Source organism: Allobosea sp. GW821-FHT12C12 (assembly GCF_058807355.1).
In genome coordinates this window covers 113,167-125,366 of the sequence record NZ_JBXAQP010000005.1, presented here as the reverse complement: position 1 = coordinate 125,366, position 12,200 = coordinate 113,167, and the positions used below count along the sequence as shown (strand labels likewise).

The 12,200-nt window shown below is 67.0% G+C and carries 18 protein-coding genes; 12 read left to right on the top strand and 6 right to left on the bottom strand.

The features are described 5' to 3' along the window. Positions 1-56: 56 nt before the first annotated feature. The 3 genes from AC1RRW_RS09140 (at position 57) to AC1RRW_RS09130 (ending at position 656) form a co-directional block, all read left to right on the top strand. Positions 57-257, top strand: coding sequence for a hypothetical protein (locus tag AC1RRW_RS09140; protein ID WP_492900390.1), 201 nt, complete (start codon positions 57-59; stop codon positions 255-257). A gap of 92 nt (positions 258-349) precedes the next feature. After that, entirely contained in the window at positions 350-499 is a 150-nt protein-coding gene (locus AC1RRW_RS09135) for a DUF2019 domain-containing protein (RefSeq protein WP_492900388.1), read from the top strand. Beyond that, entirely contained in the window at positions 480-656 is a 177-nt protein-coding gene (locus tag AC1RRW_RS09130; RefSeq protein ID WP_492900387.1) for a DUF2019 domain-containing protein, read from the top strand. The genes AC1RRW_RS09135 and AC1RRW_RS09130 overlap by 20 nt, the downstream gene beginning before the upstream one ends. 19 nt (positions 657-675) lie before the next feature. On the opposite strand, the gene AC1RRW_RS09125 is transcribed toward AC1RRW_RS09130, so the two are convergent. The 4 genes from AC1RRW_RS09125 to AC1RRW_RS09110 form a co-directional block, all read right to left on the bottom strand. Continuing rightward, the gene (locus AC1RRW_RS09125) at positions 676-2,355 is read right to left on the bottom strand and encodes an acyl-CoA dehydrogenase family protein (RefSeq protein WP_492900385.1); all 1,680 of its coding nucleotides are present in this window, start codon (positions 2,353-2,355) and stop codon (positions 676-678) included. Positions 2,356-2,441: 86 nt separating this feature from the next. Continuing rightward, positions 2,442-3,326: a DMT family transporter gene (locus AC1RRW_RS09120; protein ID WP_492900384.1), complete on the bottom strand. Its 885-nt coding sequence runs from the start codon at positions 3,324-3,326 to the stop codon at positions 2,442-2,444. A gap of 149 nt (positions 3,327-3,475) precedes the next feature. Next, a complete protein-coding gene (locus AC1RRW_RS09115; RefSeq protein WP_492900383.1) occupies positions 3,476-3,928 on the bottom strand; it encodes a YidB family protein in 453 nt (150 codons plus the stop codon). A gap of 56 nt (positions 3,929-3,984) precedes the next feature. Continuing rightward, complete coding sequence (locus AC1RRW_RS09110; protein ID WP_492900629.1) at positions 3,985-4,239, bottom strand: GlsB/YeaQ/YmgE family stress response membrane protein; 255 nt, start codon at positions 4,237-4,239, stop codon at positions 3,985-3,987. Positions 4,240-4,352: 113 nt separating this feature from the next. Between AC1RRW_RS09110 and AC1RRW_RS09105 the strand changes: the two genes are divergently transcribed. The 3 genes from AC1RRW_RS09105 to AC1RRW_RS09095 are packed head-to-tail and all read left to right on the top strand — an operon-like array spanning position 4,353 to position 5,090. Beyond that, positions 4,353-4,568, top strand: a complete 216-nt coding sequence (locus AC1RRW_RS09105; protein WP_492900382.1) for a type II toxin-antitoxin system HicA family toxin — start codon at positions 4,353-4,355, stop codon at positions 4,566-4,568. A 32-nt stretch (positions 4,569-4,600) separates the two neighbouring features. Beyond that, complete coding sequence (locus tag AC1RRW_RS09100; RefSeq protein WP_492900627.1) at positions 4,601-4,822, top strand: type II toxin-antitoxin system HicB family antitoxin; 222 nt, start codon at positions 4,601-4,603, stop codon at positions 4,820-4,822. After that, a complete protein-coding gene (locus AC1RRW_RS09095) occupies positions 4,740-5,090 on the top strand; it encodes a hypothetical protein (RefSeq protein ID WP_492900637.1) in 351 nt (116 codons plus the stop codon). The genes AC1RRW_RS09100 and AC1RRW_RS09095 overlap by 83 nt, the downstream gene beginning before the upstream one ends. Here the strand turns inward: AC1RRW_RS09095 and ccrA are convergent. After that, positions 5,057-6,325 (bottom strand): crotonyl-CoA carboxylase/reductase, encoded by a 1,269-nt coding sequence (gene ccrA, locus AC1RRW_RS09090; RefSeq protein WP_492900381.1) that lies wholly within the window; start codon positions 6,323-6,325, stop codon positions 5,057-5,059. The two genes, AC1RRW_RS09095 and ccrA, sit on opposite strands and share 34 nt — an antisense overlap. Before the next feature lie 114 nt (positions 6,326-6,439). Here ccrA and AC1RRW_RS09085 point away from each other — a divergent pair, with 114 nt between their 5' ends. Next, positions 6,440-6,865, top strand: coding sequence for a hypothetical protein (locus AC1RRW_RS09085; protein WP_492900380.1), 426 nt, complete (start codon positions 6,440-6,442; stop codon positions 6,863-6,865). Positions 6,866-6,877: 12 nt separating this feature from the next. Here AC1RRW_RS09085 and ubiG read toward each other — a convergent pair whose 3' ends face one another. After that, positions 6,878-7,633, bottom strand: coding sequence for a bifunctional 2-polyprenyl-6-hydroxyphenol methylase/3-demethylubiquinol 3-O-methyltransferase UbiG (gene ubiG, locus AC1RRW_RS09080; RefSeq protein ID WP_492900378.1), 756 nt, complete (start codon positions 7,631-7,633; stop codon positions 6,878-6,880). Between the two features lie 153 nt (positions 7,634-7,786). Here ubiG and AC1RRW_RS09075 point away from each other — a divergent pair, with 153 nt between their 5' ends. Genes AC1RRW_RS09075 through AC1RRW_RS09055 form a run of 5 tightly spaced genes read left to right on the top strand, consistent with a single transcriptional unit; the run spans position 7,787 to position 12,159 of the window. Further along, the gene (locus AC1RRW_RS09075; protein WP_492900377.1) at positions 7,787-9,025 is read left to right on the top strand and encodes an aspartate kinase; all 1,239 of its coding nucleotides are present in this window, start codon (positions 7,787-7,789) and stop codon (positions 9,023-9,025) included. A 59-nt stretch (positions 9,026-9,084) separates the two neighbouring features. Further along, the gene (locus AC1RRW_RS09070) at positions 9,085-9,381 is read left to right on the top strand and encodes a hypothetical protein (RefSeq protein WP_492900376.1); all 297 of its coding nucleotides are present in this window, start codon (positions 9,085-9,087) and stop codon (positions 9,379-9,381) included. Next, entirely contained in the window at positions 9,378-9,839 is a 462-nt protein-coding gene (locus tag AC1RRW_RS09065; protein WP_492900375.1) for a hypothetical protein, read from the top strand. Before AC1RRW_RS09070 ends, AC1RRW_RS09065 begins: the two co-directional genes overlap by 4 nt. After that, the gene (locus tag AC1RRW_RS09060) at positions 9,836-10,867 is read left to right on the top strand and encodes a phosphotransferase family protein (protein WP_492900374.1); all 1,032 of its coding nucleotides are present in this window, start codon (positions 9,836-9,838) and stop codon (positions 10,865-10,867) included. The genes AC1RRW_RS09065 and AC1RRW_RS09060 overlap by 4 nt, the downstream gene beginning before the upstream one ends. Positions 10,868-10,884: 17 nt before the next feature. Further along, on the top strand, positions 10,885-12,159 hold the full coding sequence (locus AC1RRW_RS09055; RefSeq protein WP_492900373.1) for an acyl-CoA dehydrogenase family protein: 1,275 nt from the start codon (positions 10,885-10,887) through the stop codon (positions 12,157-12,159). Positions 12,160-12,200 lie beyond the last annotated feature (41 nt).

The window sequence follows — 12,200 nt, the reverse complement described above, 5'->3', positions numbered from 1 at the left end:
CGCGCGGCAGGCTCGCTTCGATCGGCGCCGCTTCCGGTGCGCCCCGACGCATCGCCGTGCCCGGCGCGGAGCCCGCGATCCGGCAGGGCGTGATGCTTGCGCAGGTCGAGGCGGCCAATGGCCGGCCCTTCGAGATCCTGGGGTTCGGCTGGCACCGGGCCATGATCGACGCAGCTGGAAACGTCGTCAGCGTGCCGATCTATAAGCACCGCGAGATTTCGGCCTGGCAACAGACGAACAACAAGGAGTTCGGCTAGCTGTCGCCTCGAGATTACCGGCGCGACAAAAGTTGAAACGAGCGGCAACGGGTGGGCAAGCATGCTCTACGCAAATAAAAGATTCTAATGCGATGAGGAAAAACCGCTCGCTCGACCGTGAAGAAATTAAAGATTTCAATGCGCGCTTTGACGTCATCCAGGCGATCGAAGACGAGCTTCAACGGCGATCTGGAGACCGCAGGGCGCTGTTTCGCCAGTTCTATGGTCACAGGAACTCTTAAGGTCGCGCTCATGGCGGCTCGCGCCACGCTCGCCATCGACTATGCCGATGCACGAAAGACGATCGAGGAGATTGCCGAGTCGGAAGATTTTCCGCAGGCTGGCGATGCCGGGATGGCATTGTGGGCGCTTGACGAAGGCATTTTCAAGCCGGGTTGATCAGCTCGATCTTGCAGCCTCACCACTCCACCAGCCGCCGCGCGATCACCTGCGCCTGAATTTCCGCCGCGCCCTCGAAGATGTTCAAAATCCGCGCGTCGCAGAGCACGCGGCTGATGGCGTATTCCAGCGCGAAGCCGTTGCCGCCATGGATCTGCAGCGCGTTGTCGGCCGCCGCCCATGCGACGCGGGCGGCGAGCAGCTTGGCCATGCCGGCCTCGAGGTCGCAGCGGCGCCCGGCGTCCTTCTCGCGGGCGGCGAAATAGGTGAGCTGGCGGGCGATCAGGATCTCGACCGCCATCATGGCGAGCTTGTCGGCGACGCGCGGGAAGGCGATCAGCGGCTTGCCGAACTGGATGCGGTCCCGCGCGTATTTCAGACCGAGATCGAAGGCCGATTGCGCGACGCCGACGGCGCGGGCCGCCGTCTGGATGCGGGCGGCCTCGAAGGTCTGCATGAGTTGCTTGAAGCCCTGCCCCTCGACGCCGCCGAGCAGGTTCCCGGCCTTGACCTCGAAACCGTCGAAGGCGAGCTCGTATTCCTTCATGCCGCGATAGCCGAGCACCTCGATCTCGCCGCCGCTGAGCCCCGCGACCGGGAACGGCTCCTCGTCGGTGCCGCGCGGTTTTTCGGCGATCAGCATGGAGAGACCGCGATAGCCGGCGGCGTCCGGGTCGGTGCGGACGAGCAGCGTCATGATGTCGGCGCGGACCGGATGGGTGATCCAGGTCTTGTTGCCCGAGACCTTCCAGACATCGCGGTCCTTGACGGCCTTTGTGCGCAGGCTCGCGAGGTCCGAGCCTGTGTTGGGCTCGGTGAAGACGGCGGTTGGCAGCACCTCGCCCGAGGCGAGCTTCGGCAGCCAATACGCCTTTTGCGCGTCGGTGCCGCCGCAGAGGATCAGCTCGGCCGCGATCTCGGAGCGGGTGCCGAGCGAGCCGACGCCGATATAGCCGCGCGAGAGCTCTTCCGAGACGACGCACATCGAGACCTTGGTCAGGCCCATGCCGCCGAACTCTTCCGGGATGGTCAGGCCGAAGACGCCGAGCTCGGCCATCTTCTCGACGACCGCCATCGGGATGTAGTCGTTCTCGCGATGCCATTCATGGGCGTGCGGCGTCACCTCGGCCGCGCAGAACCGGGACATCTCGGAGCGGATCGCCTCCAGCGTCTCGTCGAGGCCGGGATCGCCGACGCTGGAGAGACCATGGCTCTGGCTGAACAGGTCGACGAGACGGGCGCGGTTCTCCGGCGTGTTGCCCTCGGCGATCAGCGTGTCGGCGGCCTCGGAACAGGCGGCGGTAATCGCCTCGGCGGGCAGGCCCAGCGCGCCGAGGCGGACGATCTCGCCCTGGCTCATCGGAATGCCGCCGAAGATCTGCGCGGCGTATTCGCCGGCGCCGATCCGGATGCAGCAGTCCTCCGTCGCGCCGTAGCGATCGCCGGCCCGCAGGCGCTCGCCATAGGCCTTGAGTTCGCGCAGCGCCATCACATAGGTCGCGAGCCAGGACAGGCCGTGGGCGGCGTGCTGCTCGGCCTCGAGCCTCGCCGACGAGATCCTGCCGTCGACCAGCACCTTCCTGCGCACGGCCGCGATCGCCTCCTGCAACAGCGTCTCGAAACCCGGCAGCGCCGCCGCGATCAGAGCGGTCGCCGTGGCCGGCGTCTCGGGCTTCGGGGCGGCGGCGTTGGCGCTCATGGCGATCTCTCCCTTTGTTGCGACGCAGCATAGGCCGAACCGCCGGGAGACGAAAAGCCGTCTTTCGGGTGACGCCGGCCAGGCGGCTATTTCCGGCTCGCCAGTACGACGCCGAGGATCGTCACCCCCATGCCGACGATCTGCAGCGGCGTCAGCGCCTCGCCGAACAGCATCCAGGCCTGGACGGCGACCAGCGCCGGCACGAGATAAAGGAAGGTCGAGACGCGCGATATCTCGCCGCGCCGGATCATCAGCAGATAGAGCCAGACGCCGCCGAGCGAGAGCGACAGCACCGACCAGGCGAGCACCAGCGCCATGGTCAGGTTCCACTCGATCCGCATCGGCTCCAGCGCCCAGGCGAAGGGCAGAGTCACGACGAAGGCCGTGACGTACTGCACCGCCGTGACCGTGCGCAGATCGGCGGTGACGATGCGGGCCTTCTGGTAGAACGAACCGAAGGTGACGGCGAACATGCCGGCGACATTGACCAGCACGGGGATCAGCACGCCCCAGAGCGCGGCGGGCGCGACGCCGGCGAGCTTGGGCTCCAGCACGAGCGCGATGCCGAGGAAGCCGCACAGGATGCCGAGCCAGCGGACGCGCGTGATCTTCTCGCCGGCCAGCATGGGCGCGAAGAGCGCGGTCAGGATCGGCTGCAGTCCGGCGATCAGGCCCGAGATGCCGGTCGGCAGGCCGTGCCGCACCGCCCACCAGACGCCGCCGAGATAGACGGCGTGGATCAGCACGCCGGCGACGACGCAATCGAGAATGGCGCGTCGTCCGCGCGGCCAGGGCGCGCCCATGGCCAGCGCCAGCGCGGTGATCGCCAGCGCGGCGCAGGCATAGCGGACCACGAGGAAGGTCAGCGCGTCGGCATAGAGCGCCGAATAGCCGGCGACGATCCAGCCCGAGGACCAGAGGAAGGTGAAGATCGCCGGGACGAAGCGCAGGAAGAGCGGGGAATCGAGCATGGATCGCCTGTTCGAGGCGATGCTTTACGCGGCTCCGGCCTGCTCCGACAGTGCTCCAACGCCCAGCCGCCATGTCCGGGAGTCCGAAACGACGCAACGCCGCGGAGAGAGCCCCACGGCGTTACGGTGCTATCGTGACAACGCGCCGGTCAGGCGGCGACGCGCCCGTCCGGCGTGTAGCGATCGACGGCGTCGGGCAGATCCCGCGACAGTCTCGCGAGCAGTTCGGCGCGCGACAGGCCTGTGCGCTTCTCCAGATCGGCGAGGACGTCGGGGCCGATCGTCTGTTCGAGGTCCTCGCCGGAAACCGGCTGGTTCGGGCCGCTACGCACCCAGGAATCGGCGGTCTCGCCACGGCCGGCCTGCTTGAAGCGCTCGATCAGCTCGCCGATGCCGCCGCCGAGCAGGCCGCCGATTCCCCCCGCGGCGGCCGCGCCGCGCTGATCGCCGAGCGCCTTGTCGAGCCCGGGAGGCGCGCCCTCGGGCGGACGACCGCCCTGAGCGCCGCCGAACCATTCGGCAAGCTTGTCGCGGTTCTGGAAACCGGCGACGGCGAGCAGGCCGAGAAGCGCCGTCATCGACGGAAAGCCGTTATTGCTCATCTGGAATCTCCACTGTCTAGAGATGGATCAATTGACGCCCGGTCGCTTCGGCGCGATCAGGCGCCGCGGCGGCTCATCATCGACCAGACGGTCAGGATGACGATCGCGCCGACCACCGCGCCGATGAAGCCAGCGCCCTGCCCGGCCGAATACCAGCCCAGCGCCTGGCCGAGATATGTCGCCACCATCGCGCCGACGATGCCGAGGATGGTCGTGAGGATGAAACCCGACGGTTCGTTGGAGCCCGGCGAAATGAACTTGGCGACAAGACCGGCCAGGAAGCCGATCACGATCGTACCGATGATACCCATGATATCCCCCGTCTCATAGGAAAGACCGGCGCGCCAACGCCGGTGCGGCAGCGCCATGCCGCCGCGAAGTCCAAACGGGTGCGATTGAGAAAGGTTCCTCCGAGACTTGGCGAATGCAAGTTCGTTCCTGTCGCCGTGCATCTGGTGCAGCGAAGCAGACCGATTTGATCACGAAATCGGTGCGCGACGGGACGCTTCATTCCGTGAACGGCGGCCATCACCATTTCAAGCATCCGTCCAAGCCGGGCAAGGTGACCTTGCCGCACCCCGTCAAGGACCTGCATCCCAAGACGGTCAAGTCCGTGAAGCGGCAGGCCGGGCTCGTTTGAATTTCGACGTCAACGCCATTGGAAGAACATCGATGTCTGCCGCCTATGTCGCCCTGCTACACTCGCCTGAGAATGCGTCCTCGCCACGGGGCGTCACGTTCCCGGATGTGCCGGGATGCGTTTCATCAGGTGGAGACGATATCGAGGCTATCGAAAAGGCTCGCGAAGCGCTTGCTGGCCACGTTGCCGCACTCCGCGGCTGGGGATCAGGCGCCGCGCGCCCGCAGCCCTCGCGAATTGCTCGAAGACCCTGAATTTCTGACCGAGATCGGCCACAGCCTTATAGATGACGCCATAATCGGTGGCGCGACATCGGTAATGATTCCGCTCGACGAAGTTGCCCCGCCGAAGGAGCGGGTCAAGGTCATGCTGGATCAAACCGTGCTGAGGAAAATCGACAAGCGGCGCGCGCCAAGGGCATCAGCCGTCGGCCTTCATCGAGCAGGCGGCGGGCAAGGCCGCCTCGAAGCGCTCCGCCTGAAACGTCGTCAAGCCTCCAGCGCCTCGACCACGTCCTCATAGGTCCGCAGGCCGGTGCGCGGGGCATAGACCAGTACGGACATGTTGCCGGGCGCGTGCTGGTTCTTCCACATCTTGTGATGGGCGAGCGGGATCTTGTCCCAGGGGAAGACCTCGGACATGCAGGGGTCGACCCGCCGGTCGATGACGAACTGGTTGGCGGCGCTCGCCTGCTTGAGATGTGCGAAATGCGAGCCCTGCACACGCTTCTGCCGCATCCAGACATAGCGGGCGTCGAAGGTGATGTTGAAGCCGGAGGTGCCGGCGCAGAACACCACCATGCCGCCGCGCTTGGCGACGAGGCAGGAGACCGGAAAGGTCGCCTCGCCCGGATGCTCGAAGACGATGTCGACGTCCTTCCTGCCGGTGATGTCCCAGATCGCCTTGCCGAACTTGCGCGCCTCTTTCACCCAGCCGTCGTATTCGGGCGAGTTGACCGTGGGCATCTGGCCCCAGCAGTTGAAGTCCTTGCGGTTGATCACGCCCTTGGCGCCGAGCCCGAGCACGTAGTCGCGCTTGGTCTCGTCCGAGATCACGCCGATGGCGTTGGCGCCGGACGCCGCGCAGAGCTGCACGCCGAAGACGCCGAGACCGCCGGACGCGCCCCAGATCAGAACATTGTCGCCGGGCTTGATGGTGTGGGGGGCGTGACCGAAGAGCATGCGGTAGGCCGTCGCCAGCGTCAGCGTGTAGCAGGCGGCCTCCTCCCAGGTCAGATGCCTGGGCTTGGGCATGAGCTGGCGCGACTGGACGCGGCAGAACTGGGCGAAGGAACCGTCGCCCGTCTCGTAGCCCCAGATGCGCTGGGACGACGAGAACATCGGGTCGCCGCCATTGCATTCCTCGTCGTCGCCGTCGTCCTGGTTGCAGTGGACGATGACCTCGTCGCCGACCTTCCAGCGCTTCACCTTGGAGCCGACGGCCCAGACGATGCCCGAGGCGTCGGAGCCGGCGATGTGCAGCGCGCCCTTGTGAACGTCGAAGGGCGAGATCGGCTGGCCGAGCCCGGCCCAGATGCCGTTGTAGTTGACGCCGCCGGCCATCACGAGGAGCAGCACCTCCTCCTCGCCGATCGCCCAGGTCGGCACGACCTCGACCTGGAACGAGTCCTGCGGCGGGCCGTGGCGCTCGCGCCGGATCGCCCAGGCGTACATGTTGGCCGGCACATGGCCCAGCGGCGGCAATTCGCCGAGTTCGTAGAGATCCTTGAGCGGCGCGGCGCCGGATTGCGTCGACATGGTCTTCCCCCTTGATGTCAGCCTCGCGGATCGGCGTCCGCTTGTTCCAGCCCGGCAAGCCCGGACGAGGATGATGCAACCTCATGCTGCGGCGCGCCATACCTCTAAGGAATTATGCCGCACCGCAAAAAACAAGTGGAAATCCGCATCGACCGCCTGCTCGCGCTCGATCGCTTAACCGAATTCGCCGATGATGCAGCCAGGACGGCGGCCATGGAAAGGGCAACTCCGATGCGCATGCTGCTTTCGATGATCGGCCTCCCGGACATGCCGACGCTGGACATGGTCGTTCTGATCGCGCTCGCAGTCGTCTGCGCGATGATGCTCGGCTGGCTCGCCGACGGCATTTTCGGCGATGGCGGCTTCGGCATCTTCCTGAATGGAATGCTGCTGCTGACCGGCGCCGTCATCGGCGCGATCGTCTGGCGCAAGCTCGGCTATCACGTGAACATCCGCCCCGCGCTGGCGACGACGCTGGCCGCGGCGGGATCGGCGATCACGACGCTGGTGCTGGCCGGCACGATCAAGCGGGCGCTTTAGAAGCGCGTCCGCTCAGGCCGGGCGCGACGCCGCCAGCATGTAGTTGACGTCCATGTCGCGGGAGGCCGACCAGCGATCGGCGAGCGGGTTGTAGACCACGCCGGTCTCCTGCCCGAGATCGAGCCCGTTGGCGGCGATGGCGTCCTTGAGTTCGTCCGGCGTCACGAACTTGTTCCAGTCATGGGTGCCGCGAGGCAGCCAGCGCAGGACGTATTCCGCGCCGACGATGGCGAGCGCATAGGACTTCACGGTGCGGTTCAGGGTCGCCATGACGAGCAGGCCGCCGGGCTTCACCGCCTCGCAGCAGGCCGCCACAAACGCCTCGACATCGGCGACATGCTCGACCACCTCCATGGCGAGCACGATGTCGAAGCGGGAGCCCGCAGCGACGACCGCCTCGATCGCCTCCTCACGATAATCGATCGCCAACCCCGACTTTTCCGCATGGGCGCGGGCGACGCTGATGTTGGTCGGCGCCGGGTCGAGCCCGGTCACGCTCGCGCCGAGCCGCGCCAGCGGCTCGCTGAGCACGCCGCCGCCGCAGCCGATATCGACGACATTCAGGCCATCGAGCACGCGCAGCGATTTCGCATCACGCCGGAAGCGTTCGCAGGCGAGATCGCGAATGAAGCCGAGCCGGATCGGATTGAACTTGTGCAGCACCGCCATCGGGCCGCGCGGATCCCACCAGGTCTTCGCCATCGCTTCGAAGCGCGCGACCTCGGCGGGGTCGACGGTCCGGCCGTCGCGCTCGACTGTGGCTGCCATGGCTTGATTCCCCGACGATGGGCCACCGCGGCGCATCGCATTGACAGGCCGGCCGCTCCCCGTCATCTACACCCGCCTCGCGCCCGGCGCGAGGGTGACCTTTCGTCCCGGCTCCGATGCCGGGCCTTTCGATATGAGAGCCTCTGGACCGCCATGGCCCGTCTGGTGATGAAATTCGGCGGCACTTCCGTCGCCACGGTCGATCGCATCAGGAACGCCGCCCGCCACGTCAAACGCGAATTCGACGCCGGCCATCAGGTTGCGGTCGTGGTTTCGGCGATGTCGGGCAAGACCAACGAGCTGGTCGGCTGGTGCAAGGAGGCCTCGGCGCTGTTCAACCAGGCCGAGTACGACGTGGTCGTCGCCTCCGGCGAGCAGGTGACGTCCGGGCTGATGGCGATCGTGCTGCAGGAGATGGGCCTGCCCGCGCGCTCCTGGCAGGGCTGGCAGATCCCGCTCTACGGCTCCGACGCGCATGGCTCGTCGCGGATCGAGGCGGTCGAGCCGGCCGGCATCGTCGCGGGCTTCGACAGGAACCGGGAGATCGCGGTCTGCTCCGGCTTCCAGGGCGTGCATGCCCAGTCCGGCCGGATCGTCACGCTCGGCCGCGGCGGCTCGGACACCAGCGCCGTCGCGCTCGCGGCCGGGCTCAAGGCCGACCGCTGCGACATCTACACCGATGTCGACGGCGTCTACACGACCGATCCGCGCATCGTGCCGAAGGCAAGGCGCATGGAACGGGTCTCCTTCGAGGAGATGCTGGAGATGGCCTCGCTCGGCTCCAAGGTGCTGCAGGTGCGCTCGGTCGAGATCGCCATGGTCCAGCGCGTGCCGACCTATGTCCGCTCCTCCTTCGACGACCCCGACAATCCGAAATCTGGCACCCTCATCTGCGACGAGGACGACATCGTGGAACAGCAGATCGTCACCGGCATCGCGTTCTCGCGCGACGAAGCCCAGCTCACGCTCCGGCGCGTCGCCGACAAGCCGGGCGTGGCGGCGGCCATCTTCGGCCCGCTCGCCGACGCCAACATCAATGTCGACATGATCATCCAGGTCGTCTCCGACGACCAGGCCACGACCGACATCACCTTCACCGTCCCGACCGCCGACTACGAGCGCGCCAGGACGCTGCTGGAGAGCCGGCACGCCGAGATCGCCTATCAGGCGCTGCAGGGCGCGACGGACGTGGTGAAGATCTCGGCGATCGGCGTCGGCATGCGATCCCATGCCGGCGTCGCGGCGCGCGCCTTCCGGGCGCTGGCCGAGAAAGGCATCAACATCCGCGCGATCACGACCTCGGAGATCAAGTTCTCGGTCCTGATCGACGCGGCCTATACCGAGCTCGCGGTGCGCACGCTGCATTCGCTCTACGGGCTCGACGCGGGGTGAGGCGGAGCCGGAGCTGCATTCCGCTCGCCAGTGCTACGGGGCAATGATATCGTGGCGGCATGATCAAGGAAGCGCTTCATCCAGACACCATCGCCATCATTCGCGAAACGGTCCTCGGCGATATGGGCCGCTTCGGCGGCACGGCCGTCGATGTCCAGGTCGCGCCCGACCATGACGGCGACCCAAGCCTGCGGATCGACGTGCGCTACAGCGGCGCAGGCGAGCCTGTGGACCTCAAGCTCGTGAACGAGCTCCTTTTTAAAGTCCGTCGTCGACTCTGGGAGTTCGGCGAGGAGCGCTTCCCCTATCTGCGCCATCACTTCCCCGACGATCAGAAGGTGGTCGGGTTCAAGTGAACATCGACTTGCTGCAAACTGCCCTGCTGCTGGCCAAGGCCGGCTCAAAACGGCCTCGCCAGGCCGATCTCAAGCGGGCGGTAAGCACGGCGTATTATGCGTTGTTCGACGCGATCGCGACGGATGCCGCCAATCAATTGGCCGGAAAGGGCGACGATCGCGCCTATGGCGTGTGGCGCCTGACCTATCGGGCGCTCGACCACGGCACGGCACGGAAGGTTTGCAGCCAGGTCCGAAAGCTCGGCCTTCCGGAACCGCTCTGTCAATGCGGTGAGGCGTTCGTCGTACTTCAGGAAGAAAGACACAACGCCGACTACGACCCTTATCATCGCATCAGCAGAACAGAGGCGATCGAAGCGATCCTGCTGGCCGAACGAGCCATCCAGTCTCTGGACATGAGCACGGCGCGGGATCGCAAGGCGTTCGCCATCAACCTCCTGCTGAGGAAGCGCTCGTGACGGCCGCTCCTGCCGAATTCGATCCCGCCCGGCTCGACGCCTTTCTGCGCTCCGCTTTGCCCGGCCGGGCCGAGGGCGCGCCGCGCCTGGAGCGGGTCGGCGGCGGGCAGTCGAACCCGACCTTCTTCGTGTCCTATCCGGACGCCGGCACGCGGCTCGTGCTGCGCAAGAAGCCGCCCGGCCCGCTCTTGCCCTCGGCCCATGCGGTCGAGCGCGAGTACCGCATCCTCGAGGCGCTCGCCGGTTCGGCCGTGCCGGTGCCGCCGGTGCTGCTGCTGCACGAGCAGGACGACGTGGTGGGCACGCCGTTCTACCTGATGGAGCGGCTCGACGGCCGCGTCTTTCACGACACCGCCCTGCCCGGCGTCGCGCCCGAGCAGCGCCGCGCGATGTATCTCGCCATGGCCGGGACGCTCGCCGCGCTGCACGGCTTCGACTGGCGGGCGGCCGGTCTCGCCGATTTCGGAAGGCCCGGCAACTACTACGCCCGCCAGCTCAGGCGCTGGGGCGGGCAGTGGCGCGAGACGAAAACGCGCGACATCCCCGCGGTCGACCGCGCCATCGACTGGCTGGAAGCGCATCTCGACGATAGCGCCGAGACCACGATCGTCCATGGCGATTTCCGGCTCGGCAACCTGATGTTCGCATCCGACGGGCCGCGCATCGTCGCCGTGCTGGACTGGGAGCTCTCGACGCTGGGGCACCCGCTCTCCGACGTCGCCTTCTCCTGCCTGCCCTGGCATGCGACGCCGGCGATGTATTCGGGCATCGTCGGACTCGACCGCGCGGCGCTCGGCATCCCGACTCAAGCCGAATACATCGCCCGCTATTGCGCGGCGGCCGGACGGGCCGAAGGGCCGGGCCGCTTCCACCTCGCCTTCTCGCTGTTCCGCTTCGCCGTCATCCTCGACGGGATCGCGGCGCGGGTGAAATCCGGCAACGCCGCGGCGGACAATGCCTCCGATGTCGGCGCGATGGCGGAGAGCTTCGCGCTGCGGGCGCAGGCCGCGATCGACGGACAAGCCTGAAAAAGACGAGGAACGCCATGGATTTCGCCTATTCCGACAAGGTCGAGAGCCTGCGGGCGGAACTGCGGGAGTTCATGGACGCCCATGTCCAGCCGGCGGACGCGCGGTGGAAGCACGAGACCGAGGCCGGCCGCTACCCGATGGCGCTGATCGACGGGCTGAAGGCCAGGGCCAAGGCGGCGGGGCTGTGGAACCTGTTCATCCCGGCGCTGAAGCCCGACGAGCCCGGCACGCGGCTGACCAATCTCGAATACGCCCCGCTGGCCGAGATGATGGGGCGCATCTTCTGGTCGTCGGAGGTCTTCAACTGCAGCGCACCCGATACCGGCAACATGGAAATCCTGCACATGTTCGCGACGCCGGAGCAGCGCGAGCGCTGGCTCGTGCCGCTCATGAACGGCGAGATCCGCTCCTGCGTCGGCATCACCGAGCCCGGCGTCGCCTCATCCGACCCGACCAATCTCCAGACCACGATCACCCGCGACGGCGACGACTACGTCGTCAACGGGCGCAAATGGTGGACGACCGGAGCGCTGCATCCCAACGTCAGGTTCTGCATCGTGATGGGCCTGTCGGACAAGCGCCCCGACGCCGACCCGCACAAGCGCCATTCGATGATCATCGTGCCGATGGATTCGCCCGGCCTGACGGTGATGCGCAACCTGCCGGTGCTGAATCACATCGCGCTAGAAGGCCATACCGAAACCGATTTCGACAATATCCGCGTGCCGGCCGCCAACATGCTGGGCGAGGAAGGCGCGGGCTTCGCGCTGGCGCAGGCGCGGCTCGGGCCGGGCCGCATCCACCATTGCATGCGCACCATCGGGCAATGCGAGGTCGCGCTCGAGCTGATGGTCGAGCGCGCGCTGGAACGAAAGGCCTTCGGCCGCACCATCGCCGAGTACTCCAACATCCAGGACTGGATCGCCGAGGGCCGCATGGAGATCGACCAGGCGCGGCTGCTCTGCCTGCGCGCCGCCTGGATGATGGACAAGCACGGCAACAAGGCGGCGCGCACCGAGGTCTCGGCCATCAAGGTCGTCGCCGCCCGGCTGCAGACCAAGATCGCCGACCGGGCGATGCAGGTCTTCGGGGCGGGCGGGCTGACCAACGACACGCCGCTCGCCTTCATCTACTCCTGGGGCCGGGCGCTGCGCTTCATCGACGGCCCCGACGAGGTGCATCTGCGCACCGTGGCGCGCGCCGAGCTGAAGAAGCGCAAGGAGAGCAACCGCTCGGTCTTCGCCGAACAGGGGGTGAAGCGGCCTTATCTCAAGCCGGCCGCCGGCTAGGCTCAAAGCTGCGATGGTCAAGACGGAACGGGAGATCGCCA

Bases quoted from the DNA above. Each gene is read 5' to 3' on its own strand.
- AC1RRW_RS09055 (WP_492900373.1), top strand. From the start codon at position 10,885: ATGGATTTCGCCTATTCCGACAAGGTCGAGAGCCTGCGGGCGGAACTG.
- AC1RRW_RS09125 (WP_492900385.1), bottom strand. From the start codon at position 2,355: ATGAGCGCCAACGCCGCCGCCCCGAAGCCCGAGACGCCGGCCACGGCG.
- AC1RRW_RS09110 (WP_492900629.1), bottom strand. From the start codon at position 4,239: ATGGGTATCATCGGTACGATCGTGATCGGCTTCCTGGCCGGTCTTGTC.
- AC1RRW_RS09100 (WP_492900627.1), top strand. From the start codon at position 4,601: ATGTCTGCCGCCTATGTCGCCCTGCTACACTCGCCTGAGAATGCGTCC.
- AC1RRW_RS09115 (WP_492900383.1), bottom strand. From the start codon at position 3,928: ATGAGCAATAACGGCTTTCCGTCGATGACGGCGCTTCTCGGCCTGCTC.
- AC1RRW_RS09070 (WP_492900376.1), top strand. From the start codon at position 9,085: ATGATCAAGGAAGCGCTTCATCCAGACACCATCGCCATCATTCGCGAA.
- ubiG (WP_492900378.1), bottom strand. From the start codon at position 7,633: ATGGCAGCCACAGTCGAGCGCGACGGCCGGACCGTCGACCCCGCCGAG.
- AC1RRW_RS09135 (WP_492900388.1), top strand. From the start codon at position 350: ATGAGGAAAAACCGCTCGCTCGACCGTGAAGAAATTAAAGATTTCAAT.
- AC1RRW_RS09085 (WP_492900380.1), top strand. From the start codon at position 6,440: ATGCCGCACCGCAAAAAACAAGTGGAAATCCGCATCGACCGCCTGCTC.
- AC1RRW_RS09105 (WP_492900382.1), top strand. From the start codon at position 4,353: ATGCAAGTTCGTTCCTGTCGCCGTGCATCTGGTGCAGCGAAGCAGACC.
- ccrA (WP_492900381.1), bottom strand. From the start codon at position 6,325: ATGTCGACGCAATCCGGCGCCGCGCCGCTCAAGGATCTCTACGAACTC.
- AC1RRW_RS09120 (WP_492900384.1), bottom strand. From the start codon at position 3,326: ATGCTCGATTCCCCGCTCTTCCTGCGCTTCGTCCCGGCGATCTTCACC.
- AC1RRW_RS09075 (WP_492900377.1), top strand. From the start codon at position 7,787: ATGGCCCGTCTGGTGATGAAATTCGGCGGCACTTCCGTCGCCACGGTC.
- AC1RRW_RS09130 (WP_492900387.1), top strand. From the start codon at position 480: ATGGTCACAGGAACTCTTAAGGTCGCGCTCATGGCGGCTCGCGCCACG.